This window comes from Pseudomonas sp. DP-17, assembly GCF_022380625.1.
Classification (GTDB): domain Bacteria; phylum Pseudomonadota; class Gammaproteobacteria; order Pseudomonadales; family Pseudomonadaceae; genus Pseudomonas; species Pseudomonas nitroreducens_A.
Map to the genome: position 1 here is coordinate 391,322 of NZ_JAKSXG010000004.1, position 25,402 is coordinate 416,723.

General features: G+C 63.4%; 24 protein-coding genes. 17 read left to right on the forward strand and 7 right to left on the reverse strand.

Annotation, left to right across the window (positions count from 1 at the left end; all coding sequences use genetic code 11):
- Positions 1-127: 127 nt before the first annotated feature.
- Together MJ122_RS11125 and MJ122_RS11130 are read right to left on the reverse strand one after the other, a co-directional pair.
- A complete protein-coding gene (locus tag MJ122_RS11125) occupies positions 128-607 on the reverse strand; it encodes a YbaK/EbsC family protein (protein WP_088417300.1) in 480 nt (159 codons plus the stop codon).
- A gap of 72 nt (positions 608-679) precedes the next feature.
- Entirely contained in the window at positions 680-1,330 is a 651-nt protein-coding gene (locus MJ122_RS11130; RefSeq protein ID WP_239744200.1) for a hypothetical protein, read from the reverse strand.
- Positions 1,331-1,570: 240 nt separating this feature from the next.
- On the opposite strand from MJ122_RS11130, the gene MJ122_RS11135 reads away from it, so the two are divergent.
- Positions 1,571-1,996 (forward strand): YciI family protein, encoded by a 426-nt coding sequence (locus MJ122_RS11135; protein ID WP_088417298.1) that lies wholly within the window; start codon positions 1,571-1,573, stop codon positions 1,994-1,996.
- 17 nt (positions 1,997-2,013) lie between these two features.
- Positions 2,014-2,430: a VOC family protein gene (locus MJ122_RS11140; protein ID WP_138216635.1), complete on the forward strand. Its 417-nt coding sequence runs from the start codon at positions 2,014-2,016 to the stop codon at positions 2,428-2,430.
- A gap of 40 nt (positions 2,431-2,470) precedes the next feature.
- Here the strand turns inward: MJ122_RS11140 and MJ122_RS11145 are convergent, their stop codons facing one another.
- On the reverse strand, positions 2,471-3,526 hold the full coding sequence (locus MJ122_RS11145; RefSeq protein WP_239744201.1) for an AraC family transcriptional regulator: 1,056 nt from the start codon (positions 3,524-3,526) through the stop codon (positions 2,471-2,473).
- 112 nt (positions 3,527-3,638) lie between these two features.
- On the opposite strand from MJ122_RS11145, the gene MJ122_RS11150 reads away from it, so the two are divergent.
- Together MJ122_RS11150 and MJ122_RS11155 are read left to right on the forward strand one after the other, a co-directional pair.
- Positions 3,639-5,387, forward strand: coding sequence for an amidohydrolase (locus MJ122_RS11150; RefSeq protein ID WP_239744202.1), 1,749 nt, complete (start codon positions 3,639-3,641; stop codon positions 5,385-5,387).
- Positions 5,384-6,301 carry a GTP-binding protein gene (locus tag MJ122_RS11155; RefSeq protein ID WP_239744203.1) on the forward strand — a complete coding sequence of 306 codons (918 nt, stop codon included), beginning with the start codon at positions 5,384-5,386 and terminating at the stop codon, positions 6,299-6,301. Before MJ122_RS11150 ends, MJ122_RS11155 begins: the two co-directional genes overlap by 4 nt.
- Positions 6,302-6,423: 122 nt before the next feature.
- Here MJ122_RS11155 and MJ122_RS11160 read toward each other — a convergent pair whose 3' ends face one another.
- Positions 6,424-6,705, reverse strand: a complete 282-nt coding sequence (locus MJ122_RS11160; protein WP_088417293.1) for a pyrimidine/purine nucleoside phosphorylase — start codon at positions 6,703-6,705, stop codon at positions 6,424-6,426.
- A gap of 111 nt (positions 6,706-6,816) precedes the next feature.
- Positions 6,817-7,368: an exonuclease domain-containing protein gene (locus MJ122_RS11165; protein ID WP_017518054.1), complete on the reverse strand. Its 552-nt coding sequence runs from the start codon at positions 7,366-7,368 to the stop codon at positions 6,817-6,819.
- A gap of 100 nt (positions 7,369-7,468) precedes the next feature.
- Here MJ122_RS11165 and MJ122_RS11170 point away from each other — a divergent pair, with 100 nt between their 5' ends.
- On the forward strand, positions 7,469-8,347 hold the full coding sequence (locus MJ122_RS11170; protein WP_239744204.1) for an NAD(P)-dependent oxidoreductase: 879 nt from the start codon (positions 7,469-7,471) through the stop codon (positions 8,345-8,347).
- 33 nt (positions 8,348-8,380) lie between these two features.
- Here MJ122_RS11170 and MJ122_RS11175 read toward each other — a convergent pair whose 3' ends face one another.
- Positions 8,381-8,722: a DMT family protein gene (locus tag MJ122_RS11175; RefSeq protein WP_017518056.1), complete on the reverse strand. Its 342-nt coding sequence runs from the start codon at positions 8,720-8,722 to the stop codon at positions 8,381-8,383.
- A 386-nt stretch (positions 8,723-9,108) separates the two neighbouring features.
- On the opposite strand from MJ122_RS11175, the gene MJ122_RS11180 reads away from it, so the two are divergent.
- Complete coding sequence (locus MJ122_RS11180; RefSeq protein WP_088417291.1) at positions 9,109-9,363, forward strand: YkgJ family cysteine cluster protein; 255 nt, start codon at positions 9,109-9,111, stop codon at positions 9,361-9,363.
- A gap of 124 nt (positions 9,364-9,487) precedes the next feature.
- Positions 9,488-10,093, forward strand: coding sequence for an START domain-containing protein (locus MJ122_RS11185; protein WP_088417290.1), 606 nt, complete (start codon positions 9,488-9,490; stop codon positions 10,091-10,093).
- 137 nt (positions 10,094-10,230) lie between these two features.
- Here the strand turns inward: MJ122_RS11185 and gltA are convergent, their stop codons facing one another.
- Positions 10,231-11,514, reverse strand: coding sequence for a citrate synthase (gene gltA, locus MJ122_RS11190; protein ID WP_017518059.1), 1,284 nt, complete (start codon positions 11,512-11,514; stop codon positions 10,231-10,233).
- Between the two features lie 354 nt (positions 11,515-11,868).
- Between gltA and sdhC the strand changes: the two genes are divergently transcribed.
- From sdhC to brnQ, 10 genes are all read left to right on the forward strand, one after another.
- On the forward strand, positions 11,869-12,255 hold the full coding sequence (gene sdhC, locus MJ122_RS11195) for a succinate dehydrogenase, cytochrome b556 subunit (protein ID WP_162140471.1): 387 nt from the start codon (positions 11,869-11,871) through the stop codon (positions 12,253-12,255).
- Positions 12,249-12,617, forward strand: a complete 369-nt coding sequence (gene sdhD, locus MJ122_RS11200; RefSeq protein WP_026078926.1) for a succinate dehydrogenase, hydrophobic membrane anchor protein — start codon at positions 12,249-12,251, stop codon at positions 12,615-12,617. Before sdhC ends, sdhD begins: the two co-directional genes overlap by 7 nt.
- 3 nt (positions 12,618-12,620) lie before the next feature.
- On the forward strand, positions 12,621-14,393 hold the full coding sequence (gene sdhA / locus MJ122_RS11205) for a succinate dehydrogenase flavoprotein subunit (RefSeq protein ID WP_088417289.1): 1,773 nt from the start codon (positions 12,621-12,623) through the stop codon (positions 14,391-14,393).
- Between the two features lie 11 nt (positions 14,394-14,404).
- Entirely contained in the window at positions 14,405-15,112 is a 708-nt protein-coding gene (locus MJ122_RS11210) for a succinate dehydrogenase iron-sulfur subunit (protein ID WP_026078927.1), read from the forward strand.
- 250 nt (positions 15,113-15,362) lie between these two features.
- The gene (locus tag MJ122_RS11215) at positions 15,363-18,194 is read left to right on the forward strand and encodes a 2-oxoglutarate dehydrogenase E1 component (RefSeq protein WP_026078928.1); all 2,832 of its coding nucleotides are present in this window, start codon (positions 15,363-15,365) and stop codon (positions 18,192-18,194) included.
- Between the two features lie 42 nt (positions 18,195-18,236).
- Positions 18,237-19,466: a 2-oxoglutarate dehydrogenase complex dihydrolipoyllysine-residue succinyltransferase gene (gene odhB / locus MJ122_RS11220; protein WP_017518065.1), complete on the forward strand. Its 1,230-nt coding sequence runs from the start codon at positions 18,237-18,239 to the stop codon at positions 19,464-19,466.
- An 81-nt stretch (positions 19,467-19,547) separates the two neighbouring features.
- Positions 19,548-20,984 carry a dihydrolipoyl dehydrogenase gene (lpdA, locus tag MJ122_RS11225; RefSeq protein ID WP_088417288.1) on the forward strand — a complete coding sequence of 479 codons (1,437 nt, stop codon included), beginning with the start codon at positions 19,548-19,550 and terminating at the stop codon, positions 20,982-20,984.
- Between the two features lie 160 nt (positions 20,985-21,144).
- Positions 21,145-22,311: an ADP-forming succinate--CoA ligase subunit beta gene (gene sucC / locus MJ122_RS11230; protein WP_017518067.1), complete on the forward strand. Its 1,167-nt coding sequence runs from the start codon at positions 21,145-21,147 to the stop codon at positions 22,309-22,311.
- Complete coding sequence (gene sucD, locus MJ122_RS11235; RefSeq protein WP_038803160.1) at positions 22,311-23,192, forward strand: succinate--CoA ligase subunit alpha; 882 nt, start codon at positions 22,311-22,313, stop codon at positions 23,190-23,192. Before sucC ends, sucD begins: the two co-directional genes overlap by 1 nt.
- A 483-nt stretch (positions 23,193-23,675) precedes the next feature.
- On the forward strand, positions 23,676-24,989 hold the full coding sequence (gene brnQ, locus MJ122_RS11240) for a branched-chain amino acid transport system II carrier protein (RefSeq protein ID WP_239744205.1): 1,314 nt from the start codon (positions 23,676-23,678) through the stop codon (positions 24,987-24,989).
- The last annotated feature ends 413 nt before the right edge of the window (positions 24,990-25,402 follow it).

Consider the following 25,402-nt stretch of genomic DNA (forward strand, 5'->3'; position numbering starts at 1 on the left):
GTGCTGTAGCGGGGCAGAGGACCTGTTGATTCGGTGTGGGCTGAAGCCAATCGCGGACAGAGTCCGCTCCTACTGCGAATTCCCATTGGGTGTAGGAGCGGACTTCGTCCGCCATGGGTTGGCAAGACTAAATCGGTTGATCAACCAGCTCCTGGCAAACATCGATCCAATCTGCCGCCACCAGCTGCGCCATGCGCTGCGGCTCGATCCTTACCGCACTGTGCACGGCTCCGGCGGCTGGCAGGACCTCGTCGAATGCCTGCAGCGACACATCGCAATACACCGGCAGTGGCGTGGCCAGTCCGAACGGGCAGACGCCGCCCACCGGATGGCCGGTCAGCTCCACCACTTCCTCGGCGCCGAGCATCTTGGCCTTGCCGCCGAAGGCTTCCTTGAGCTTGCGGTTGTCCAGTCTTGCATCGCCGCGGGCGACCACCAGCACGGTGCGCTCGCCGACCCGCAAGGACAGGGTCTTGGCGATGCGGCCCGGCTCCACGCCGTGGGCCTCGGCGGCCAGGGCGACGGTGGCGGTGCTGGTTTGCAGCTCGATGATGGCGATGTCGGGGGCCTTTTCGGCAAAGAAGGCGCGAACCGATTCCAGGCTCATGGGGCGATGCTCCGTGTCGTGCGAAAAGGATTGAATCTAGGGAGCATGGGCGGAGCTGTCCAGAGGGCGCTTTCAGTGTCCGTGGATGAGCAGCCTCTCGATATCGGGGATGCCCATGGACTGGTTGGCGTTCAGCAGATCCAGGCGGGCCGCGAATATCCTCAGCTCGCGGTCGGCTGCCTGTACCGCGCGGGTGAGGGCGGACAGCGGCACGGTCACCGAATGCAGGGGCGGCGGTGGGACGAAGGCCTCGCCCGGCCCGTTGAAGTCGAAGCTGGCGGACTGGTTGTGCTGGTTGATGTCGGGCGAGGGGTGGCCACTGTACAGGTAGGCGCCTTTGCCGGCGGCGACGCGCTTCCAGCTTTGCAGGTCGCCCAGGTCGCTGCAGCACTGCGGGAAGAGGACGTCGAGGGCGCCGACCCGCAGCACATAGCCCCCGGACAGGGGTGGTACGCGGGCCCAGTTCCGGGAACCTTCCAGACCCTCGGCGCAGTGCAGCTGGATCAAACGCGAAATGTCCGCGTCGCTCAGGTCGGCAATGCGATGGAACGCACTGCCCGGCAGGTAGGCCCGCAGCCGCGGGCTGAAGCCGTTGGCCCGCAGGTTGCGCTCATGGTATTCCCGCCAGCTTGCGACGTGCTCCCAGTACGGGCCGTTGGCGGGAAGCGGAACGGAGTCGACCAGGTAGAACAATTCGATGACGGGGATGAGCTGAACCTGCATGGGAGGGCCCGGCGATTGCTGAGCGGCACGTTCTAATGGCGCCAGCCGGGGGCGTCCATAGCGAATTTTCCTATATCGCCGGCTGGGCGCCGCCGAGCGACCTATGCTCAAAGCCCTCGCACGACCGCTGGAAAAAATTTCGCGGGGCCTGTCGATCTTTCGTCACGCCCTTCGACTACTTGTCAGGAACCGGAAGCAACCGGCCGCCACGCTGAGAATGACAACAAGAGGAGAAAGACCATGCGTTTCATGGTGATCGTCAAAGCCACCGCCGACTCCGAAGCCGGTGTGATGCCCAAGCAAGAGCTGCTCGCCGCCATGGGGGCCTACAACGAGGAGCTGGTGAAGGCTGGCGTGATGCTGGCTGGCGAAGGCCTGCATCCCAGTTCGAGGGGCGCGCGGGTGCGCTTCGACGGTGCTTCGCGGCAGGTGATCGACGGCCCGTTCGCCGAGACCAGGGAGTTGATCGCCGGCTTCTGGATCATGCAGACCGCTTCGCTGCAGGAGTGCATCGACTGGGTCAGGCGCTCGCCCAATCCGTTCGACGGCGAGTCCGAGATCGAGATCCGGCAGATTTTCGAGGCCGAGGACTTTGGCGCCGAATTCACCCCTGAACTGCGCGAGCAGGAAGAACGCCTGCGCGCCGAAATCGCCAGCAAATCCTGAATCTGGAGAACACCGCCATGTTGATGAATGCCTACCTGGTCTTTGACGGCAACTGCGAAGAAGCCTTCCGTTACTACGCCGAAGTGTTGCGCGCCGAATTGCCGGCTCTGATGCGCTTCTCCGACGCACCGGGTTGCGAGGACATGCCCGAGGCGCTGAAGAATCGCGTGATCCACGTACGCCTGGAGGTGGACGGCCATGTGCTGATGGGCTCGGACGCCTCGCCGCAATGCGGTCAGTACGAAGGCGTGAAGGGCGTGTCGATCACCCTCAATGTCGACACAAAGGCTGAGGCGCGGCGACTGTTCGACGCCCTGGGCAAGGGCGGCAAGGTCACCATGCCGCTGGAACAGACCTTCTGGGCCGAGCTGTTCGGCGCCGTGGAAGACCGCTTCGGGGTGCCGTGGATGATCAATTGCGAGAAGGAGGCTTGAACGGGCCTCGATAATCCGTAGGGCGCATAACGCGACAGCGTTATCCGCCCTCGGGCTGCTCTTTTCCGCCATTGGCGCGAAACCGCTCCGGCGTCGTTCCGGTAAACCGCTGGAATGCCCGGTGAAAACTGGTGACGTGTTCATAGCCGAGCAGGAAGGCGATCTCCTGCAATGCCATCCGGCTGGCCAGCAGATAGCGCTGTGCCAGCGCCATGCGCACCTCCAGCACTATTCCCTTGAAGGTCAGCCCGTGCTCGCGCAGCCGGCGCTGCAGTGTATGCGGAGGCAGGCGCAGCCAGGCGGCGGTCTGCTCCAGGTCGGGGAGTGGAATGCGCGCGTTCTGCAACAGGTAATAGCGCACATCGTCCGGTAACGCTGGCCCACGCTCGAAGCTGGCCAGGGTCGCTGCACCCTGCGCCTGGCACAGCCGGCTCACCGACGGGTTGGCGGTGGAGAAGGGCTGGTCGTGGAAGGCCTTCGGTATCCACAGCTCGGCTTGCCCGGCATTGAACTGGCAGGGGCCGGGAAAGAGTTCGCCATACAAGGCCGCATGGGCTGGCGGCGGGTAGGGCAGGTGCAGCTGCATGCCGGGGCAGGTCTCCAGGTCCGGCAGGCGCTGGCAGAGCCAGCGCCAGGTGCTGCTTAGCCATTCCTCGCAAAGGGCGATGCGCTCCACGTCGCTGAAGGGCGGCAGTCGGAGCGTCAGGCGGATGTGCTCGCCAACTTCTTCGCGGTGGGTGTGGATCGGGTGCGGCATCAGGCTCGACGGCTGGCCGAGCGAAATGTCCCAGGAGCGCCGCAGGTTGGCCGCGCTGATCAGCGCGTAACCGATCATCCCCAGGTCATAGAGGTTGTAGCGCTGGCCCAGGCGCAGGAAGAAGTCGCTCGGGCCGAGCAACCCGGCGGCTTGCTGCAGCAGCCGGTAATAGCGGGCGAAGTTCATCCGGGCAGCCGCCGCTTCGCTGCTGCTGGGCAGACCGAGGCCACCGAGCAAGGGTGTCAAGGGCGGCAGGGCGGGGCGGGCGCGCCACTCGTCGAGGAAGTGGCGGAACAGCTGGCGGGAGGCGTAATCGATGTCGAAGGACGCGGTAGGCATGGCGCAGCCTCAAGCTGTCTTGTTGTGCTAGTGAGTTGTTATCTTATGCTAGTCGGTGGCTGGAAGCCGAGCCCTATACTGCCTCCACGGACAAGAACAATAAGGGCCTGCCATGACCGCTCCGGACCGCTTCCGCTCCTCCCATTCTCCCAGCGACCGCTTAGCTGAACTGCTGCTGCACAACGGCCGTTTCTATACGCTCGATCCCGCCCAGCCCTGGGCCGAGGCCGTGGCCATCCGCGATGGCCGGCTGCTGGCGGTGGGCCGGCGAGAGGAGATGGAGCATCTGATCGGCCCCGACACCCTGGTGCGCGACCTCGAAGGCGCCTTCTGCATGCCCGGCCTGCACGACATGCACACCCACCCGGACCTGGCGCTGAACCCGCGCTATGCCGACGATCTCGATGTTGGCATCGAGGATCCGACCCCGGATCAACTGGCGAAGGCCATTCGCGACTACGCCGACAGCCACCCCGGCGATGGCTGGGTCTACGGCCAGTACTGGGTGCGCTATACGTTCCGCGAAGCCGGGCTGAAGCCGGGTCGCGAGTGGCTCGACAGCATCCTGCCCGACCGCCCCGTGGCGCTGCTCGACCGCATGTGGGGCACCATGATGGTCAACTCCCGCGCGCTTGAACTGGCTGGGATCGACGCCAGCACCGCCGACCCGCGCAACGGCTACCTGGAGCGCGACGAGTTGACCGGCGAGCCCAACGGCCTGTTGATCGACGGCGCCTATGCGCTGATCCACGCCGCCATGCCGCCGACCCCGGCCAAGGTGTTGCGCCAGTCCTACCGCGAGGGCGTGCACTTCCAGAGCTCGCGCGGCGTTACAGCGGCCAAGTACCTGCATGTCTGCGAGAACCGCCTGGATGCCCTCAAGTACCTCGACGACGCCGGGCAACTGACCCTGCGTGTGGAAGCGGCCATCAGCTGGCAGGACGACATCTTCCCGGTGCGTCGCCGCTGGGAGCTGCTCAGCGGCGAGCGCCATTACTACCGCAGCGCGCGGCTGTCGGCGAACGCGGTGAAGTTCCACTTCGACGGCACGGTCGAGCCGCGCTCCTCCTTCCTTATTACGCCTTGGCCGGGCGAGGACGCCTGGCGCGGCAAACTCAACCTGACGCCCGAGCACATCACCGACATGGTGGTGGACATGGATCGCCGCGGCATCCGCGTCATCGCCCACTGCACCGGCGACGCGGCGTCCGACGTATTCCTCGATGCGGTGGCCGAGGCGCGCCGGCGCAATGGTTTCAGCGGCGTGCGCCACCAGTGCGCGCACAGCACCATCCTGCATCCGGGCAACCTCAAGCGCTTCCGCGAACTGGAAGTGATCGCCGAGTTTTCCCCGGCGGCCTGGTACCCGACACCCTTCGCCAGCGGCGCGCGCTCGGGCTACGGCACGGATCGCCTGAAGCGCATCTATGACTTCAAAGGAGTGCTGGCCGCCGGCGGCATCGCGGTAATCGGCACCGACTGGCCGGTGGCGTCGATTGACCCTTGGCTTGCGCTGGAAACCCTGGTGACCCGGCAGAACCCCTGGAACGACGACCCGGCCTGCTTCGGCGAGCCGATCAGCCTGGAACAGGCGATTCGCGTGGCGACGCTCAATGGCGCCTACGCCATGGGGCTGGAGAGGCTCACCGGTAGCCTGGAGGCGGGCAAGTCGGCGGACTTCATCGTGCTCGACCGCAACCTGTTCGAGCAGCCGGCGCGCAACTTCATCCACCGCACCGAGGTGCAGCTGACCTTCGTCGAGGGCCGCCCGGTGTACGACCGCCTCGGCCAGTTCAGCGATACTGCGCTGGCGGCGGTGTGGCAGGGCGAGCCGCCGCGCATCGAAGGGGTCAACGCATGAACGCCGCCAGCATTCCGGTGACCGTGGTGGCGGGCTTCCTGGGGGCGGGCAAGACCACGCTGCTGCGCAACCTGCTGGAACGCTGCGAAGGCCGGCGCCTGGCGGTGATCGTCAATGATTTCGGCGAGCTGAATATCGACGCCGGGATGATCGCCGAGCAGACCGAGGCCGTGTACAGCCTGGAAAACGGCTGCATCTGCTGCAGCGTGCAGGACGACCTGCTGGCGCAACTTGAACGGCTGGCGAACCTGCACCCGCCCCTGGAACAGGTGGTGATCGAATGCAGCGGGGTGTCCGACCCGCAACGCATCGTGCAGACGCTGGGCTACCCGAAACTGCGCCGGCGCCTGCATCTGGATGCGGTGCTTACCGTTGTCGACGGCGCGCGCCGGGAACCGCTGGAAGGCGAGTACGCGCGACTGGAGCGCATGCAGGCGGCAGCCGCCGACCTGCTGCTGCTGAACAAATGCGACCTGCTGGACGCCGGGGAGCGCGCCAGCCAGCGCGAACGTTTTGGCCGTGGCGCGCGGGTGCTGGAGACCATCCAGGCGCAGATTCCCGATGAGCTGTTGCTGGGCGAGCCGTCGCGCAAGCTGCGACCCCATGGGCAGGAAGGCATCGACCATGGCGAGCTGTTCGACAGCTGGAGCTGGCAAGGTGAGGCGGTTCTCGATGGTGTGCGATTGAAGCATTGGCTGGAAGCATTGCCGCGCGGCCTGTTGCGCCTCAAGGGGCTGATTCGCCTGGCGGGGCAGGGCGAGGCGGTCTGGCTGCAGTATGTGGGCGGGCGTTATCAGCTGCGCCCGGCGACAGCGGCCGAGGCTGCGCAGGGCTCGCGACTGGTGTTCATCGCGGAGAAGGATGCGGGGTTGCGGGCTGATCTTGAGGCCGGGCTGCACAGGTGTATTTCGTGAGCGGAGGCTCCTGGGACCCTGCGCCTGAGTTTTCCTCTCTCCCCCCACCGATGTTTCGTCAGAGCTTTGCGCGGGCAATAAAAAACCGGCCACCAGGGCCGGTTTTCCGTGACGCGCCGAACTCAGCGGTATTCGCAGAGGTAGGCGGTGTCCTGGGCGACTTTCAGCTGGAACTTGCTGTTGGCCGGCACGGTGAAGTTGCTGCCGCCTTCGAAGGTTTCCCAGTTGTCGCTGCCCGGCAGCTTGACGGTCAGCGCGCCGGCGACGACGTGCATCACCTCCAGCTGGCTGGTGCCGAATTCGTATTCGCCCGGAGCCATCACGCCGATGGTGGCGGGGCCTGCGGTCATGTCGAAGGCGATGGATTTGACGGTGCCGTCGAAGTACTCGTTGACCTTGAACATGGGCTTCTCCTGCAAGAGGGGTGAAAAAGGGCCCGCCAGTATGCCCAAGGCCGCCGGCTCCGTCACTAGAGCGAGGCCGGCGACCGTGCGGTCAGTGATTGATGGGCGGCGTCAGCCGGCGACGGGCAGGGTCAGCGGCAGCAGGCGGGCGGTGTTGCGGGCGTCTTCCAGGGCGCGATGCGGCTGCCCCTGGAAGTGCAGCCCGGCCAGGTGTAGCGCGGCGTTCAGGCCCACCGGGCGCTTGAGCTGGCGGGCCTGGGCAAAGCGCTGCTTGAGGTTGACGTGCGGCACGCGGGACAGGTGGCTGTCCAGATGCTGGCGGCGCCACTCCAGTTCCAGCTGATGGCGGTCATAGTCGCCCCAGCTGGTCCACCCGGCCAGGCGCGGGCTGTGCTGCGCGAGCCAGCGCTCGAACTGCGGCCAGACTTCGTGCAGCGGCGCGGCGGCATCGACATTGGCCTGGGTGATGTGGGTGAGTTCGCGACAGAAGGCCGTCAACAGCGGGCGCCGCTGCGGTCGGACGAAACGCTGGAAATGGTCCAGCTCGCGGCCATCGGCCTCTGCCACCAGGCTCGCGCCGATCTCGATGATCTCCATTTCCTCGACCGGCCAGCCGCCTTCCTCGGTGGTGGCTTCCAGGTCGATCACCAGCCAGTGGGGCATAGTCGGTGCTCGTGGTTGGGTTCGAATCGAGTATGGAAGGCGTTTGCGCGACCGGCAAACCGCGCTAGGCTGAGCGACTTCTGCTGACAAGGGGACCGCGATGGCGAGAGTGGCATTCATCGGCCTGGGGGTGATGGGATATCCCATGGCCGGGCATCTGGCGCGCGAAGGGCATGAGGTCTGCGTCTACAACCGCACCGCGAGCCGTGCGGCGCAGTGGGTCAGGCAGTTCGGCGGCCGCTGCGCGGACACTCCGCGCGAGGCGGCGCAGTGGGCCGACTTCGTGATGTGCTGCGTGGGCAACGATGACGACCTGCGCAGCGTGGTGCTGGGTGAGGACGGTGCGTTGGCGGGAATGCAGCCCGGCTCCGTGCTGGTGGACCACACTACTGCTTCCGCTGAAGTAGCCCGTGAACTGGCCGTGATGGCGGCCGAGCGCGAGCTGGGCTTCCTCGATGCGCCGGTGTCCGGCGGTCAGGCCGGCGCCGAGAATGGCGCGCTGACGGTGATGGTCGGTGGCGATGCCGACATCTACGCCCGCGCCGAGCCGGTGATCGCCACCTACGCGCGCATGGTGCGACGCATGGGCCCGGTGGGCAGCGGCCAGTTGACCAAGATGGTCAACCAGATCTGCGTCGGTGGTTTGCTGCAGGGACTGTCCGAGGCGCTGCACTTCGCCCAGAACGCCGGCCTCGACGGCATGGCGGCGATGGAGGTGATCAGCAAGGGCGCCGCGCAATCCTGGCAGTTGGAGAACCGTCACCAGAGCATGCTGGAAGGGCGCTTCGATTTTGGTTTTGCGGTGGACTGGATGCGCAAGGACCTGGGCATCGTCCTCGACGAGGCTCGCCGCAATGGCGCGAAATTGCCGGTCACCGTGCTCGTCGATCAGTTCTACGCCGAGGTGCAGGCCGCCGGCGGTGGACGCTGGGACACTTCCAGTCTTATCACTCGCCTGCAGGACTCGCCCGAGTCCTGAGTCGTTCATCCTGCGAGTCGCGCCAGGCTCGCTTCAGGCGCGAAAGATGAAGTAAACCGCGCCCAGCAGGCACAAGCCGGCCCAGAGATAGTCGAGCTTGAGTGGCTGCTGCATGAAGTACACGCTGAACGGCACGAAGACTGCGAGCGTGATGACCTCCTGCATGATCTTCAGTTGCCCTACCGACATCACCGTGTAACCGATGCGGTTGGCCGGCACCTGCAGCAGGTATTCGAACAGTGCGATGCCCCAGCTGACCAGCGCGGCGATGATCCACGGCTTGCTGTTCAGGGTTTTCAGGTGGCCGTACCAGGCGAAGGTCATGAACAGGTTGGAGAGCGACAGAAGAAACGCGGTTTGCAGCCAGACCGGCATGGCAGAGCTCCTGTGGGGGACTGCGCCTGAGCCTAGTGGAGTGCGGCGTGACAGCCAAGAGCTGGAGCGGTGATCAGGTTCCTAGCGCGGGGAGCGGGGCGTTGACGGGGCGCGGGCCCAGGCACTCGTCGAGTCAGCCATCGTCAGCGGGATCGCTGTCCAAAAAGCAGGCTGGCCATGGGTTCGCCCGCAGTAGCGGGAACTTCCCGCTGATCCGGCCAGGTTGGCGGAATGCCCGGCGAGCGATATGCTCGGCGACCCATTTCTGGCAACACCGTGCTCTGCCGCGCCCGCCAAGCCCCGGGCGCCTGGCGGCCGCATTGTGCGAGCTGGGGCAGCTGCGCTCCCAACCCCCGCAACAAACGATCCCGAGTAGAGAGTCATCCATGGATTGCCGTATCGGCTGTGGCGCCTGCTGCATAGCGCCGTCGATTTCCTCGCCCATCCCCGGCATGCCTGACGGCAAGCCGGCGGGCGTGCGCTGCGTGCAGCTGGATGAACGCAATCTGTGCAAACTATTCGGCGATTCGCGGCGTCCAAAGGTCTGTGCGGCCTTCGACGCGGACGCCGAAGCCTGCGGCAGCAGCAACGAGCAGGCGCTGCAGATCCTCACAGAGTGGGAACGCATCACCGCTGCCTGATGTGACTTGGAAGTCACGTTTTCGCGGTCCATACTGACGCCCCGACCCGCTCAAGACCGCGGATTGCGACGGGGCAGCGGCATTTGTTGCCCCCACAAGATCAAGAATAAAGAGAGGTAAGACGATGCGTGGTGTATTGCGTATGACCCTGCTGGCCACTGCCGTGATGGGCTTTGCCGGCACTGCCCTGGCTGAAGACTGGAAGCTGGAAAAGGAAGACGACGGTGTGAAGGTCTTCCTCAGCCCTGTGGCAGGCTCCAAGTACAAGGCCTACCGTGGCGTCGTCGACATCAAGGCCGATGTGGCCAAGATCAACGCCCTGCAGGAAGACGTGGCCGGCTCCTGCAAGTGGATCCACGCCTGCGCCGAGATGCGCCTGCTGAAGACCGAGGGCGAGAATTCCTGGACCTACTCGAAGATCGATATGCCCTGGCCGGTGACCGGCCGTGACGTGGTGATCCACGTGACCACCGAGAAGACCGCCGACGGCGGCCTGATCCGTCATCTGAAGGCCGAGCCGACCTACATCCCGGAAGAGAAGGGCGAAATCCGCGTGCCGAAGCTGATCGGCGAGTGGAAGCTGGTCCCCAAGGGCGCCGGCGTGACCGAAGTGACCTACCAGGTGCAGACCGAGCCGGGTGGCAGCATTCCGTCCTGGCTGGCCAACAGCTTCGTGGTCGATGCGCCGATGAACACCCTGAAAGGCCTGCGCAGCGCTGCCGAGAAGTAATAGACGCTGTCGTTTCCCCCACGAAAAAGCCGCCCCTGGGCGGCTTTTTTGCTTTCGTTGAACGAGCTTGCTCCCCAGAAAAGCCGGGCCAGTAAAAAGGCCGCCCGAAGGCGGCCTTTTCTTGTACGCCGTAGCGCTTAACGGGCCTTGAGGTCCACGAAGTCGCGCTGCGCACTGCCGGTGTACAGCTGGCGCGGGCGGCCGATCTTGTACGGGCCGGAGAGCATTTCCTGCCAGTGCGAAATCCAGCCCACGGTGCGTGCCAGGGCGAAGATCACGGTGAACATGCTGGTCGGGATGCCGATGGCCTTGAGGATGATGCCGGAGTAGAAGTCCACGTTCGGGTAGAGGTTGCGCTCCACGAAGTAGGGATCGTGGCGGGCGATTTCTTCCAGCTTCATGGCCAGTTCCAGTTGCGGGTCGTTGATGCCCAGCTCCTGGAGAACCTCGTCGCAGGTCTGCTTCATGACCTTGGCGCGCGGGTCGAAGTTCTTGTACACGCGGTGGCCGAAGCCCATCAGCTTGAACGGATCGTTCTTGTCCTTGGCCTTGGCCACGAACTTCTCGATGTTCGATACGTCACCGATCTCGTCGAGCATGCGCAGAACGGCTTCGTTCGCACCGCCGTGAGCCGGTCCCCACAGGGCAGCGATGCCCGAGGCGATACAGGCGAACGGGTTGGCACCCGAGGAGCCCGCCAGGCGCACCGTGGAGGTGGAGGCGTTCTGCTCGTGATCGGCGTGCAGGATGAAGATGCGGTCCATGGCCTTGGCCAGCACGGGGCTGATCGGCTTGGTCTCGCAAGGGGTGTTGAACATCATATGCAGGAAGTTTTCTGCATAGTTCAGGTCGTTGCGCGGGTACATCATCGGCTCGCCCTTGGAGTACTTGTACACCATGGCAGCGATGGTCGGCATCTTGGCGATCAGACGATGCGCCGAGACTTCCCGGTGCTTCGGATTATTGATGTCCAGGGAGTCGTGATAGAAAGCGGAGAGGGCACCGATCACGCCGCACATCACGGCCATCGGGTGCGCATCACGGCGGAAGCCGTTGAAGAAGGTCTTCAGCTGCTCATGAACCATGGTGTGGTTCTTGATGGTGCCGACGAACTTTTCCTTCTGCTCGGCAGTCGGAAGTTCGCCGTTGAGCAGCAGGTAGCAGGTTTCCAGGTAGTCGGACTTCTCGGCGAGCTGTTCGATCGGGTAGCCGCGATGCAGCAGCACACCTTTATCACCGTCGATGTAGGTGATCTTCGACTCGCAGGAGGCGGTGGACATGAAGCCGGGGTCGAAAGTGAAGTGGCCCGTGGAGGTCAGGCCCCGCACGTCGACGACATCGGGACCCAGCGTGCCGGAGAGGACAGGCAGTTCGACGGGGGCAGCGCCCTCGATGATCAACTGCGCTTTTTTGTCAGCCATGATGGCCTCCTATTTATGCTTGAAATCATCTGTACGACCCCCCACGCAGGGCCCGCACCACTATAGAGAGATAAATCCGAATGTCAATTTGCACAATCGGAGAAGTTTGGCTCCTCCAAGCCCCTGTTTTGCCGGAAAAATTTGCCTGTTTACGCCTTTTATGGGGGTGCGGCAATTAGTCCTTAGGTGGAGGTCTTTCCGTTGTCATTAGGAGCCTAACTGTCTATACTCGGCGACCAGCCGCCAAGGGCCGTCCGGCCTCGCTTGATTGGTGGTTGTCACTCCCGAAGGTGATGGGTACCTGACAAGTGCACCTCCCGACAACTAGCCCTGATCCATAGAAGGGCTCTCAGTGTGAAAAAAGCCGTGAATAGCAAACGACCCGTAAACCTAGACCTAAGGACCATCCAACTCCCTATCACTGCTTACACGTCGATTCTCCACCGCATCTCTGGCGTCATTCTGTTCGTGGGCATCGCAGTGCTGCTGTTCGCACTGGATCGTTCCCTCGCTTCGGAAGAAAGCTTCGAGCAGGTGAAGGCGTGTCTGACCCATCCGTTGGTCAAGCTTGTGATCTGGGGCCTGCTGTCTGCGCTGCTGTACCACCTGGTAGCCGGTATTCGTCACCTCATCATGGATGCAGGCGTTGGCGAAACACTGGAAGGCGGTAAGCGTGGTTCGAAAATCGTCATCGCTGTCGCAGTGGTGCTGATCGTTCTGGCGGGGGTATGGGTATGGTAACTAACGTCACTAACTTGTCGCGTTCGGGTCTCTATGACTGGATGGCTCAACGCGTCTCCGCGGTCGTTCTCGCGGCTTATGTTCTCTTCCTGCTGGGCTTCCTGATCGCGCACCCGGGTATTTCCTACGCCGAGTGGCATGGTCTGTTCTCCCACAGCCTGATGAAGATCTTCAGCCTGTTGACGCTGGTATCCCTGAGCGTGCACGCATGGGTCGGCATGTGGACCATCACGACCGACTACCTGACTCAGATGGCGCTGGGCAAATCCGCGACCGTCGTGCGTTTCCTCGTCCAGGCAGTATGCGGCATGGCCATGTTCGCATTCTTCGTCTGGGGTGTGCAGATTCTCTGGGGTAACTGATCCATGGCTAGCATTCGTTCTCTTTCCTTCGACGCCATCATTGTTGGCGGTGGCGGCGCCGGCATGCGCGCTGCGCTGCAGCTGGCCCAGGGCGGTCACAAGACTGCCGTGGTGACCAAGGTCTTCCCGACCCGTTCGCACACCGTTTCCGCCCAGGGCGGTATCACCTGCGCCATCGCTTCGGCCGACCCGAACGACGATTGGCGCTGGCACATGTACGACACCGTCAAGGGCTCCGACTACATCGGTGACCAGGACGCCATCGAATACATGTGCTCAGTCGGCCCGGAAGCCGTGTTCGAGCTGGAACACATGGGCCTGCCGTTCTCCCGTACCGAACAGGGCCGTATCTACCAGCGTCCGTTCGGCGGCCAGTCCAAGGACTTCGGCAAGGGTGGCCAGGCTGCCCGTACCTGCGCCGCGGCCGACCGTACCGGTCACGCCCTGCTGCACACCCTCTATCAGGCTAACCTGAAGAGCGGTACTTCCTTCCTTAATGAGTGGTACGCCGTTGATCTGGTGAAGAACCAGGACGGTCATGTGGTTGGCGTCATCGCCATCGACATCGAAACCGGCGACACCGTTTATATCCGCTCCAAAGCCGTGGTCCTGGCCACTGGCGGTGCCGGTCGTATCTACGCCTCCACCACCAACGCCCTGATCAACACCGGTGACGGCATCGGTATGGCCCTGCGTGCTGGCGTGCCGGTGCAGGACATCGAGATGTGGCAGTTCCACCCGACCGGCATCGCCGGCGCCGGTGTACTGGTCACCGAGGGTTGCCGCGGTGAAGGTGGCTACCTGATCAACGCCCACGGCGAGCGTTTCATGGAGCGTTATGCTCCGAACGCGAAAGACCTGGCCGGCCGCGACGTGGTTGCCCGCTCCATGGTCAAGGAAGTGATCGCCGGCAACGGCGTGGGCCCGAACAAGGACCACGTGCTGCTGAAGCTCGACCACCTCGGCGAAGAAGTTCTGCACAGCCGCCTGCCCGGCATCTGCGAACTGTCCAAGACCTTCGCCCACGTCGACCCGGTTGTCGCTCCGATCCCGGTCATCCCGACCTGCCACTACATGATGGGCGGCGTTGCCACCAACATCCATGGCCAGGCCCTGACCATGGATGCCAACGGCAACGAGCAGATTATCGAAGGCCTGTTCGCCGTAGGCGAAGTGGCTTGCGTATCGGTACACGGCGCCAACCGCCTGGGCGGCAACTCGCTGCTCGACCTGGTGGTGTTCGGTCGTGCCACCGGTCTGCACCTGGAAAAAGCCCTGAAAGAGGGCATCGAGCACCGCGGTGCTTCCGAATCCGACCTGGAATTCGCTTTCAATCGCCTGAACGGCGTGAACGAGCGCACCAGCGGCGAAGAAGTCGCTCCGCTCAAGCGCGAGCTGCAATCCTGCATGCAGAACTACTTCGGTGTGTTCCGTACCGGCGAGTACATGCAGAAAGGTATCGCTCAGCTGGCTGATCTGCGTGAGCGTATCGCTACCGTCAAGATCAATGACAAGAGCCAGGCGTTCAACACGGCGCGTATCGAAGCGCTGGAACTGCAGAACCTCCTCGAAGTGGCCGAAGCCACTGCGATTGCGGCCGAAGCCCGCAAAGAGTCCCGCGGCGCGCATGCCCGTGAAGACTTCGAGGAGCGCGACGACGAGAACTGGCTGTGCCACACCCTGTACTTCCCGGGTGAGAAACGCGTTGCCAAGCGTGCCGTCAACTTCGCGCCGAAAACTGTTCCGGCATTCGAACCCAAGGTTCGTACTTACTAAGGGTGCCCGCCATGTTGCAAGTGAGTGTTTACCGCTACAACCCTGAGAAGGACGCTGCACCCTACATGCAGGACTTCCAGGTCGATACCGACGGCAAGGACATCATGGTCCTGGACGTGCTGGCGCTGATCAAGGAACAGGACGAGGGCTTCTCCTATCGTCGTTCCTGCCGTGAAGGCGTGTGCGGTTCCGACGGTATGAACATCAATGGCAAGAACGGCCTGGCCTGCATCACCCCCCTGTCGGCCGCTGGCCTGAAGGGCGGCAAGCTGGTCCTGCGTCCGCTGCCGGGCCTGCCGGTCATCCGTGACCTGGTCGTCGATATGCGCATCTTCTACAAGCAGTACGAGAGCGTGAAGCCGTTCCTGCAGAACAAATATGCAGCTCCGGCCATCGAACGTCTGCAAAGCCCGGAAGAGCGCGAGAAGCTGGACGGTCTGTACGAGTGCATCCTGTGCGCCTGCTGCTCGACCTCCTGCCCGTCGTTCTGGTGGAACCCCGACAAGTTCCTGGGCCCCGCCGCGCTGCTGCAGGCCTATCGCTTCCTGGCCGACAGCCGTGACACCGAAACCCAGGCTCGCCTGGCGAGCATGGATGATCCGTTCAGCGTCTTCCGCTGCCGCGGCATCATGAACTGCGTGAACGTCTGCCCGAAGGGTCTGAACCCCACCAAGGCAATCGGTCACATCCGTAACATGCTGCTGCAGAGCGGCACTTGATCCCAGGGCATTGCGCCCAGAGATCATTGCAAGAGCGACACCTGTGCCGCCGGAACATTGTCCGGCGGTACAGTCCTTAGGACCCAAGCCCACAAAGCGGGGGTCCTGTTTTGAAAACGTATATATGACCAGCAGGGGCATCCGGGCTGGTACCCGGACTATCTGCGGGAATCGGTGGCTTGAAGTCGCTGTGTATGACTTCGCGCCAGAGATTCCACAGGTGGAGTCCCCTTACCGAGGGTGACCAAGCATGCACGAAAGCGTAATGCAGCGGATGTGGAACAGTGCCCATCTATCCGGTGGAAACGCTGCCTACGTCGAAGAGCTCTACGAGCTCTACCTGCACGACCCGAACGCTGTGCCAGAAGAGTGGCGCACGTACTTCCAGAAGCTCCCCGCCGACGGCAATCCTGCCCCAGACGTCTCGCATTCCTCTATCCGTGATCATTTCGTACTCCTGGCCAAGAACCAGCGCCGCGCTGCGCCTGTTTCCGCCGGCAGCGTAAGCACCGAGCACGAGAAGAAACAGGTCGAAGTACTGCGTCTGATCCTGGCATACCGTCTGCGTGGGCATCAGGCTGCGTCGCTCGATCCGCTGGGTCTCTGGGTGCGTACCGCGCCCTCCGATCTGTCGCTCGAACACTACGGGCTTACTGCTGCAGACCTCGACACCACCTTCCGCACCGGTGAGCTCTACATCGGCAAGGAAGAGGCGACCCTGCGTGAAATCATCGATGCGCTGAAGCAGACCTACTGCAGCACCATCGGCGCCGAGTTCATGCACATCGTCGATTCCGAACAGCGCCACTGGTTCGCCCAGCGCCTGGAAAGCGTGCGTGGTCGTCCGACCTACTCCGCGGACGCCCGTTCCCACCTGCTCGAGCGCCTGACCGCTGCCGAAGGCCTGGAAAAGTACCTGGGCACCAAGTACCCGGGCACCAAGCGCTTCGGCCTGGAAGGCGGCGAGAGCCTGATTCCGATGGTCGACGAGATCATCCAGCGTTCCGGCTCCTACGGTGTGAAGGAAATCGTCATCGGCATGGCCCACCGTGGCCGTCTGAACGTCCTGGTCAACACCCTGGGCAAGAACCCGCGCGACCTCTTCGACGAGTTCGAAGGCAAGAAACTGGTCGAGCTGGGCTCGGGTGACGTGAAGTATCACCAGGGCTTCTCCTCCAACGTCATGACCACCGGCGGCGAAGTCCACCTGGCCCTGGCGTTCAACCCCTCGCACCTGGAAATCGTTTCCCCGGTGGTCGAGGGTTCGGTACGCGCCCGCCAGGACCGTCGCAAGGACGGCAGCGGCGACAAGGTCGTGCCGATCTCCATCCACGGCGATGCCGCCTTCGCGGGGCAGGGCGTGGTCATGGAGACCTTCCAGATGTCGCAGACCCGTGCTTACAAGACGGGCGGCACCATCCACATCGTGATCAACAACCAGGTCGGCTTCACCACCAGCCGTCAGGACGACGCTCGTTCCACCGAGTACGCGACCGACGTGGCGAAGATGATCCAGGCGCCGATCTTCCATGTGAATGGCGACGATCCGGAAGCAGTGCTGTTCGTGACCCAGCTGGCTGTCGACTACCGCATGCAGTTCAAGCGTGACGTGGTCATCGACCTGGTCTGCTACCGCCGTCGCGGCCACAACGAGGCCGACGAGCCGAGCGGCACCCAGCCGCTGATGTACCAGCAGATCGCCAAGCAGCGCACCACCCGCGACCTGTACGCCGACGCGCTGATCGCCGCTGGCGTGCAGACCACCGAGCAGGCCCAGGAGAAAGTCGACGAATACCGCGACGCTCTCGACAACGGCCAGCACGTGGTGAAGAGCCTGGTGAAGGAGCCCAACAAGGAGCTCTTCGTCGATTGGCGTCCGTACGTGGGCCATGCCTGGACCGCGCGTCACGACACCCGCTTCGACCTGAAGACCCTGCAGGACCTGTCTGCCAAGCTGCTGGAGACTCCGGACGGCTTCGTCATGCAGCGTCAGGTGCAGAAGATCTACGAAGACCGCGCGAAGATGGCTGCCGGTGGCATGCCGATCAACTGGGGCTTCGCCGAGAACCTGGCCTACGCCACCCTGCTGTTCGAAGGCCACCCGGTGCGCATGACCGGTCAGGACGTCGGCCGCGGCACCTTCTCGCACCGCCATGCGGCGCTGCACAACCAGAAGGACGACTCGGTCTACATCCCGCTGGCCAACCTGTTCGACGGCCAGCCGCGCGTCAGCCTGTACGACTCCTACCTTTCGGAAGAAGCCGTTCTGGCGTTCGAATACGGCTACGCCACCACCATGCCGAACGCGCTGGTGATCTGGGAAGCCCAGTTCGGTGACTTCGCCAACGGTGCGCAGGTCGTGATCGACCAGTTCATCACCAGCGGCGAAACCAAGTGGCAACGCCTGTGTGGTCTGACCATGCTGCTGCCGCACGGTTACGAAGGCCAGGGTCCGGAGCACTCCTCCGCACGTCTGGAGCGTTACCTGCAGCTGTGCGCCGAGCAGAACATCCAGGTCTGCGTGCCGACTACCCCGGCCCAGGTTTACCACATGCTGCGCCGTCAGGTGATCCGTCCGCTGCGCAAGCCGCTGATCGTGATGACTCCGAAGTCGCTGCTGCGTCACAAGCTGGCCATCTCGACCCTGGAAGATCTGGCCAACGGCTCGTTCCAGACCGTGATCAACGAGATCGACAGCCTGGATCCGAAGAAGGTCGACCGCATCGTGCTGTGCAGCGGCAAGGTGTACTACGACCTGCTGGAGAAGCGTCGTGCCGAAGGTCTCGAGAACATCGCGATCGTTCGTATCGAGCAGCTGTATCCGTTCCCGGAAGACGATCTGGCCGAGGTCCTGTCGCAGTACAAGAACCTCAAGCACATCGTCTGGTGCCAGGAAGAGCCGATGAACCAGGGCGCCTGGTACTGCTCGCAGCACCACATGCGTCGTGTCATCGCCGCGCACAAGAAAGGTCTCAACCTGGAATACGCGGGCCGCGAAGGCTCGGCAGCTCCGGCTTGCGGCTACGCTTCGATGCACGCCGAGCAGCAGGAAAAACTGCTGCAGGACGCCTTCACCGTTTAACGCCAACGCGCAGTTGATACCGAATTTAAGGAAACACACATAATGGCTATCGAAATCAAAGCCCCAACCTTCCCGGAATCGGTTGCCGACGGCACCGTCGCAACCTGGCACAAGAAGGTCGGTGAAGCCGTCAAGCGTGACGAACTGATCGTCGACATCGAGACCGACAAGGTCGTGATCGAAGTACTGGCCGAGGCCGACGGCGTCCTGGCTGAGATCGTCAAGAATGAAGGCGACACCGTTCTCTCCAACGAACTGCTGGGCAAGCTGAGCGAAGGCGGTGCTGCCGCTGCCGCTCCGGCTGCTGCCGCCGCTCCCGCTGCCGCTCCGGCCGCTGCTGCCCCGGCTGCCGTCGCTGCCGACGACAACATCCTCTCGCCGGCCGCCCGCAAGCTGGCCGAAGAGAATGGCATCGACCCGAACAGCCTGGCCGGCACCGGCAAGGGCGGTCGCGTGACCAAGGAAGACGTCGTCGCTGCCGTTGAAGCCAAGAAGAACGCCCCGGCTGCCGCTCCGGCCGCCAAGGCCGCTGCCCCGGCTGCTGCCGCTCCCGTGTTTGCCGCTGGCGACCGCGTCGAGAAGCGCGTTCCGATGACCCGCCTGCGTGCGAAGGTTGCCGAGCGTCTGGTCGAAGCCCAGTCCTCCATGGCCATGCTGACGACCTTCAACGAAGTCAACATGAAGCCGATCATGGACCTGCGCAACAAGTACAAGGACCTGTTCGAGAAGAAGCACAACGGCGTCCGCCTGGGCTTCATGTCCTTCTTCGTCAAGGCCGCCACCGAAGCCCTGAAGCGCTTCCCGGGCGTCAACGCCTCGATCGACGGCAACGACATCGTCTACCACGGCTACCAGGACATCGGTGTGGCAGTGTCCAGCGACCGCGGTCTGGTCGTACCGGTCCTGCGCAACGCCGAGTTCATGAGCCTGGCCGAGATCGAGAACGGCATCGCCACCTTCGGCAAGAAAGCCAAAGACGGCAAGCTGTCCATCGAAGACATGACCGGTGGTACTTTCACCATTTCCAACGGTGGCGTATTTGGTTCCCTCCTGTCGACGCCGATCGTCAACCCGCCGCAGACCGCCATCCTCGGCATGCACAAGATCCAGGAACGCCCGATGGCCGTTAACGGCCAGGTGGTGATCCTGCCGATGATGTACCTGGCGCTGTCCTACGATCACCGCATGATCGACGGCAAGGAAGCGGTCAGCTTCCTGGTCACCATGAAGGATCTGCTGGAAGATCCGGCTCGCCTGCTGCTCGACGTCTGATACGTCAGTTAACACGACGGCCCCGTACTACACGACGGCCCCGAAAGGGGCCGTCCGCTTCACCGGAATAAGGATTGAGACATGAGCCAGAAATTCGACGTGGTTGTGATTGGTGCCGGCCCCGGCGGCTACGTAGCCGCCATCCGTGCCGCCCAACTCGGCCTGAAGACCGCTTGCATCGAGAAGTACATCGGTAAAGAGGGCAAGGTTGCCCTCGGCGGTACCTGCCTGAACGTAGGCTGCATTCCCTCCAAGGCACTGCTGGACAGCTCCTGGAAGTACAAGGAAGCCAAAGAAGGTTTCGAGATTCACGGTATCTCCACCGGCGGCGTGAAGATGGACGTCCCGGCGATGGTTGCCCGCAAGGCCAACATCGTGAAGAACCTGACCGGCGGCATCGCTACCCTGTTCAAGGCCAACGGCGTGACTTCCTTCGAAGGCCACGGCAAGGTCCTGGCCAACAAGCAGGTCGAAGTGACCGGCCTGGACGGCAAGACCCAGGTGTTGGAAGCCGACAACATCATCATCGCCTCGGGCTCCCGTCCGGTGGAAATCCCGCCGGCTCCGCTGACCGAAGACGTGATTGTCGATTCCACCGGCGCCCTGGAATTCCAGAGCGTACCCAAGAAGCTGGGCGTGATCGGCGCTGGCGTCATCGGCCTGGAACTGGGTTCGGTCTGGGCTCGCCTGGGTGCTGAAGTCACCGTCCTGGAAGCCCTGGACAAGTTCCTCCCGGCTGCCGACGAGCAGATCGCCAAGGAAGCGCTGAAGACCCTGACCAAGCAAGGCCTGAACATCCGCCTGGGCGCTCGCGTCACCGGTTCGGAAGTGAAGAAGAAGCAGGTCACCGTGACCTTCACCGACGCCAACGGCGAGCAGAAGGAAACCTTCGACAAGCTGATCGTGGCCGTGGGCCGTCGCCCGGTGACCACCGATCTGCTGGCTGCGGACAGCGGCGTGACCCTGGACGAACGCGGTTTCATCTACGTCGACGACCACTGCAAGACCAGCGTTCCGGGCGTCTACGCCATCGGTGACGTGGTCCGCGGCGCCATGCTGGCGCACAAGGCCTCGGAAGAGGGCGTGATGGTTGCCGAGCGCATCGCCGGCCACAAGGCCCAGATGAACTACGACCTGATTCCGTCGGTGATCTACACCCACCCGGAAATCGCATGGGTCGGCAAGACCGAGCAGCAGCTCAAGGGCGAAGGCGTCGAAGTCAACGTCGGCACCTTCCCGTTCGCCGCCAGCGGCCGTGCCATGGCTGCCAACGACACCGGCGGCCTGGTCAAGGTCATCGCCGATGCCAAGACCGACCGCGTACTGGGCGTCCACGTGATCGGCCCGAGCGCCGCCGAGCTGGTTCAGCAGGGCGCGATCGGCATGGAATTCGGCACCAGTGCCGAAGACCTCGGCATGATGGTCTTCTCCCACCCGACTCTGTCCGAAGCGCTGCACGAAGCGGCACTGGCAGTGAATGGCCACGCCATCCACATCGCCAACCGCAAGAAGCGCTAAGGAACGGGACCACGGCGGGGAGGGCGGCAGTCTTTTGCGAGGGGCTGCCGTCCACCCCGCCGGATCGTTTCTCCCCCAAGGGGGACTCGGTCACAGGTGGCGTGGCGCCACGAGCGCCGCGCCGAATGCGCAATACCCAAGACGAAAACGGTAGACAAGCATGAATCTCCACGAATATCAGGGTAAGCAGCTGTTCGCTGAGTACGGCCTGCCCGTATCCAAGGGCTTCGCCGTCGACACACCCGAAGAGGCCGCAGAAGCCTGTGAAAAGATCGGTGGTACCGAGTGGGTCGTTAAAGCCCAGGTACACGCTGGTGGCCGCGGTAAAGCGGGCGGTGTGAAGCTGGTCAAGAGCAAAGAGGACGCCAAGGCGTTCGCCGCCAACTGGCTGGGCAAGCGTCTGGTGACCTACCAGACTGACGCCAACGGCCAGCCGGTCAGCAAGATCCTGGTGGAATCCTGCACCGACATCGACAAGGAGCTGTACCTCGGCGCCGTTGTTGACCGTTCCAGCCGTCGCATCGTCTTCATGGCCTCCACCGAAGGTGGCGTGGACATCGAGAAAGTGGCGCACGAAACCCCTGAAAAGATCCTGAAGGCCACCATCGATCCGCTGGTAGGCGCTCAGCCGTTCCAGGGCCGCGAGCTGGCCTTCCAGCTGGGCCTGAAGGGCGACCAGATCAAGCAGTTCACCCACATCTTCGTTGGCCTGGCCAAGCTGTTCCAGGACTACGACCTGGCACTGCTGGAAGTGAACCCGCTGGTGATCAAGAAAGACGGCAACCTGCACTGCCTGGACGCCAAGATCAACATCGACTCCAACGCCATGTACCGTCAGCCCAAGCTGCGCGCCATGCACGACCCGTCCCAGGACGACGCTCGTGAAGCCCATGCGCAGAAGTGGGAGCTGAACTACGTCGCGCTGGAAGGCAACATCGGCTGCATGGTCAACGGCGCTGGCCTGGCCATGGGCACCATGGACATCGTCAACCTGCACGGCGGCAAGCCGGCCAACTTCCTCGACGTTGGCGGCGGTGCCACCAAAGAGCGCGTGACCGAAGCGTTCAAGATCATCCTGTCCGACAGCAACGTCGCTGCCGTTCTGGTGAACATCTTCGGCGGCATCGTTCGCTGCGACATGATTGCCGAAGGCATCATCGGCGCCGTGAAAGAAGTCGGCGTGAAAATCCCGGTTGTCGTTCGTCTGGAAGGCAACAATGCCGACCTCGGCGCCAAGGTCCTGGCCGAGAGCGGTCTGAACATCATCGCGGCGACCAGCCTGACCGACGCTGCCCAGCAAGTCGTCAAGGCCGCGGAGGGTAAGTAATGAGCGTCCTGATCAATAAAGACACCAAAGTCATCTGCCAGGGCTTCACCGGCTCGCAGGGTACCTTCCACTCCGAACAAGCCATCGCCTACGGCACCAAGATGGTTGGCGGCGTGACCCCCGGCAAGGGCGGCACCACCCACCTCGGCCTGCCGGTGTTCAACACCGTCAAGGAAGCCGTGGAAGCGACCGGCGCCGACGCTTCGGTCATCTACGTTCCGGCTCCGTTCTGCAAGGACTCGATCCTGGAAGCGGCTTTCGGCGGCATCAAGCTGATCGTCTGCATCACCGAAGGCATCCCGACCATCGACATGCTGGAAGCCAAGGTCAAGTGCGACGAGCTGGGCGTACGCCTGATCGGCCCGAACTGCCCGGGCGTGATCACTCCCGGCGAGTGCAAGATCGGCATCATGCCGGGTCACATTCACCTGCCGGGCAAGGTAGGCATCGTGTCGCGTTCCGGCACCCTGACCTATGAAGCCGTGAAGCAGACCACCGACGCCGGCTTCGGCCAGTCCACCTGCGTGGGCATCGGTGGCGACCCGATCCCGGGCTCCAACTTCATCGACATCCTGAAGCTGTTCCAGGAAGACCCGAAAACCGAAGCCATCGTCATGATCGGCGAGATCGGTGGTTCGGCTGAAGAAGAAGCGGCTGCCTACATCAAGGCCAACGTGACCAAGCCGGTGGTGTCCTACATCGCTGGTGTGACCGCACCGCCCGGCAAGCGCATGGGCCACGCGGGCGCCATCATCTCCGGCGGCAAGGGCACTGCGGACGAGAAGTTCGCCGCCCTGCAGGACGCTGGTGTGAAAACCGTGCGTTCCCTGGCTGACATCGGCAAGGCCCTGGCCGAGCTGACCGGCTGGCCGGTCAAGTAAGCGCCTCGCTTACTTGACCGCCTGTCAACAGAGGCCACCTTCGGGTGGCCTCTGTCATTTCGTCAGGCTCCGGCAAAGTGTCGAGCAGGCGACACTCCCGTTCATTCCGCGGACGATCTGACGTACGTCAGTGCAGCTCCTCGGAATAGATCGTTAGGCTAGCAACTATATGAAGCGTCGCGTTCCCCACAAGGGAAGGCTCGCTCACCGTCAATTCCTACCCGGAGGCGACGGCGATTCCTGACCGTCAAGGATGGCGGGATAACCAGAATGCAGGAGCAACCGGGCCACGAGCCCATGGAAAACCTCTGCTATCGGACTTCCAAGAACAAATCACCGTACCGATGACAGCAGCATCACAGGATGCCCAGGCTCACCCTGCGTGAGTTGGTCAGTCCCGTCCGATGCGGCTTTGTCACGTCCGTACGGCGTGCGTGCCTTGGGAGACCACGAAACCGTTTCAGCACTGTGGTATTTCCCTTCATGAAAGTCTTGAAAGGCCAGGACGTCCTGGCACTTGGTTTTATGACCTTCGCGCTGTTCGTCGGTGCGGGCAACATCATCTTCCCGCCGATCGTGGGCCTGCAGTCCGGGCCGCACGTGTGGATGGCCGCGCTGGGCTTCCTGATCACTGCGGTCGGCCTGCCGGTGATCACCGTCGTCGCGCTGGCCAAGGTCGGTGGTGCGATGGATACCCTCAGCCATCCCATCGGCAAGGTCGCCGGCGGGTTGCTGGCGGCTGTCTGCTACCTGTCGGTCGGGCCGCTGTTCGCCACTCCGCGTACCGCCACCGTCTCCTTCGAAGTCGGCCTGGCGCCGCTGACCGGGGAGGGCGCGCTGCCGCTGTTCCTCTACAGCCTGGTGTACTTCCTGATCGTCCTGGTGATCTCGCTGTATCCGGGCAAGCTGCTCGATACCGTCGGGCGCTTCCTCGCGCCGCTGAAGATCATCGCCCTGGCCGCACTGGGCATCGCCGCCTTCATGCTGCCGGCGGGCCCTATCGGCGTTGCCGAGCCGGCGTACCAGACTGCCGCGTTCTCCCAGGGCTTCGTCAATGGCTACCTGACCATGGATACCCTCGGCGCGCTGGTCTTCGGCATTGTCATCGTCAACGCGATCCGCTCCCGTGGCGTGCAGTCGCCGCGGCTGATTACCCGCTACGCCATCATCGCCGGCCTGATCGCCGGGGTGGGCCTGGCGCTGGTATACATCAGCCTGTTCCGCCTGGGGGCCGGCAGTCACGACATCGCCGCCGGTGCCGCCAATGGCGCAGCCGTCCTGCATGCCTACGTGCAGCACACCTTCGGCTCGCTGGGCAGCACCTTCCTGGCGGTGCTCATTGCGCTGGCCTGCCTGGTGACTGCTGTCGGCCTGACCTGTGCCTGCGCCGAGTACTTCTGCCGCATCCTGCCGTTGTCCTACCGCAGCCTGGTGGTCATCCTCGCCGGCTTCTCGCTGCTGGTGTCGAACCTGGGCCTGACCAAGCTCATCCAGTTCTCGATCCCGGTGCTGACCGCCATCTACCCGCCGTGCATCGTGCTGGTGGCGCTGAGCTTCTGCGCCAGCCTGTGGCATTCGCAGACCCGTATCGTCGCCCCGGTGATGGTGATTTCCTTCGTCTTCGGCATCATCGACGCGCTGAAAGGCGCCAAGCTGGACGCCTGGATGCCGGCCTGGATGGAGCACCTGCCGCTGGCCGAGCAGGGCCTCGCCTGGCTGATCCCTTCCGTCGTCATGCTGGCCTTGATGGTGGTGATCGACCGCCTGCTGGGCAAACCCCAGGAAGCGATGGCCTGATATCCCGCCATCCACGAAACGAGGCCGCCCACGAGGCGGCCTTTTTACTGTCTATCGAAATCTAAGAAGGTTTCATATCGTCCGCCGGCGTGCCACAGGGCAATCGGTCGCGATGGCTTGGCAGGAACGGGTGCGAACCTCTAAGGGAGTGGGGGAGAGCTCGCATTCTGAACGAGCCGACGCTGATCGATGCTGCCGTTCAGATTGCATCAGCGCTTGATCTTGATGGCTGCCGCAATGTCGAGTTTCTGGGGCGGTCGAGGACGTGAGGTCAGAGATGTCGCCAGCCGGGTGAGGCTCAAAGCTGGTGTGGAGTGGCAATCAGCCCGTTCGATAAGGGTCGGTAGCGCAAATGGATGGCGACGCTGGCACAATGCAATCCTTGATTGTTCGGATGCGTTGCAGGAAGATTT

Bases quoted from the DNA above. Each gene is read 5' to 3' on its own strand.
- gltA (WP_017518059.1), bottom strand. From the start codon at position 11,514: ATGGCTGACAAAAAAGCGCAGTTGATCATCGAGGGCGCTGCCCCCGTC.
- sucC (WP_017518067.1), top strand. From the start codon at position 21,145: ATGAATCTCCACGAATATCAGGGTAAGCAGCTGTTCGCTGAGTACGGC.
- MJ122_RS11175 (WP_017518056.1), bottom strand. From the start codon at position 8,722: ATGCCGGTCTGGCTGCAAACCGCGTTTCTTCTGTCGCTCTCCAACCTG.
- sdhA (WP_088417289.1), top strand. From the start codon at position 12,621: ATGGCTAGCATTCGTTCTCTTTCCTTCGACGCCATCATTGTTGGCGGT.
- lpdA (WP_088417288.1), top strand. From the start codon at position 19,548: ATGAGCCAGAAATTCGACGTGGTTGTGATTGGTGCCGGCCCCGGCGGC.
- MJ122_RS11210 (WP_026078927.1), top strand. From the start codon at position 14,405: ATGTTGCAAGTGAGTGTTTACCGCTACAACCCTGAGAAGGACGCTGCA.
- MJ122_RS11145 (WP_239744201.1), bottom strand. From the start codon at position 3,526: ATGCCTACCGCGTCCTTCGACATCGATTACGCCTCCCGCCAGCTGTTC.
- MJ122_RS11140 (WP_138216635.1), top strand. From the start codon at position 2,014: ATGTTGATGAATGCCTACCTGGTCTTTGACGGCAACTGCGAAGAAGCC.
- brnQ (WP_239744205.1), top strand. From the start codon at position 23,676: ATGAAAGTCTTGAAAGGCCAGGACGTCCTGGCACTTGGTTTTATGACC.
- sucD (WP_038803160.1), top strand. From the start codon at position 22,311: ATGAGCGTCCTGATCAATAAAGACACCAAAGTCATCTGCCAGGGCTTC.
- MJ122_RS11160 (WP_088417293.1), bottom strand. From the start codon at position 6,705: ATGTTCAAGGTCAACGAGTACTTCGACGGCACCGTCAAATCCATCGCC.
- MJ122_RS11185 (WP_088417290.1), top strand. From the start codon at position 9,488: ATGCGTGGTGTATTGCGTATGACCCTGCTGGCCACTGCCGTGATGGGC.
- MJ122_RS11180 (WP_088417291.1), top strand. From the start codon at position 9,109: ATGGATTGCCGTATCGGCTGTGGCGCCTGCTGCATAGCGCCGTCGATT.
- MJ122_RS11135 (WP_088417298.1), top strand. From the start codon at position 1,571: ATGCGTTTCATGGTGATCGTCAAAGCCACCGCCGACTCCGAAGCCGGT.
- MJ122_RS11170 (WP_239744204.1), top strand. From the start codon at position 7,469: ATGGCGAGAGTGGCATTCATCGGCCTGGGGGTGATGGGATATCCCATG.
- odhB (WP_017518065.1), top strand. From the start codon at position 18,237: ATGGCTATCGAAATCAAAGCCCCAACCTTCCCGGAATCGGTTGCCGAC.
- MJ122_RS11165 (WP_017518054.1), bottom strand. From the start codon at position 7,368: ATGCCCCACTGGCTGGTGATCGACCTGGAAGCCACCACCGAGGAAGGC.
- MJ122_RS11155 (WP_239744203.1), top strand. From the start codon at position 5,384: ATGAACGCCGCCAGCATTCCGGTGACCGTGGTGGCGGGCTTCCTGGGG.
- MJ122_RS11125 (WP_088417300.1), bottom strand. From the start codon at position 607: ATGAGCCTGGAATCGGTTCGCGCCTTCTTTGCCGAAAAGGCCCCCGAC.
- MJ122_RS11215 (WP_026078928.1), top strand. From the start codon at position 15,363: ATGCACGAAAGCGTAATGCAGCGGATGTGGAACAGTGCCCATCTATCC.
- MJ122_RS11150 (WP_239744202.1), top strand. From the start codon at position 3,639: ATGACCGCTCCGGACCGCTTCCGCTCCTCCCATTCTCCCAGCGACCGC.
- MJ122_RS11130 (WP_239744200.1), bottom strand. From the start codon at position 1,330: ATGCAGGTTCAGCTCATCCCCGTCATCGAATTGTTCTACCTGGTCGAC.
- sdhD (WP_026078926.1), top strand. From the start codon at position 12,249: ATGGTAACTAACGTCACTAACTTGTCGCGTTCGGGTCTCTATGACTGG.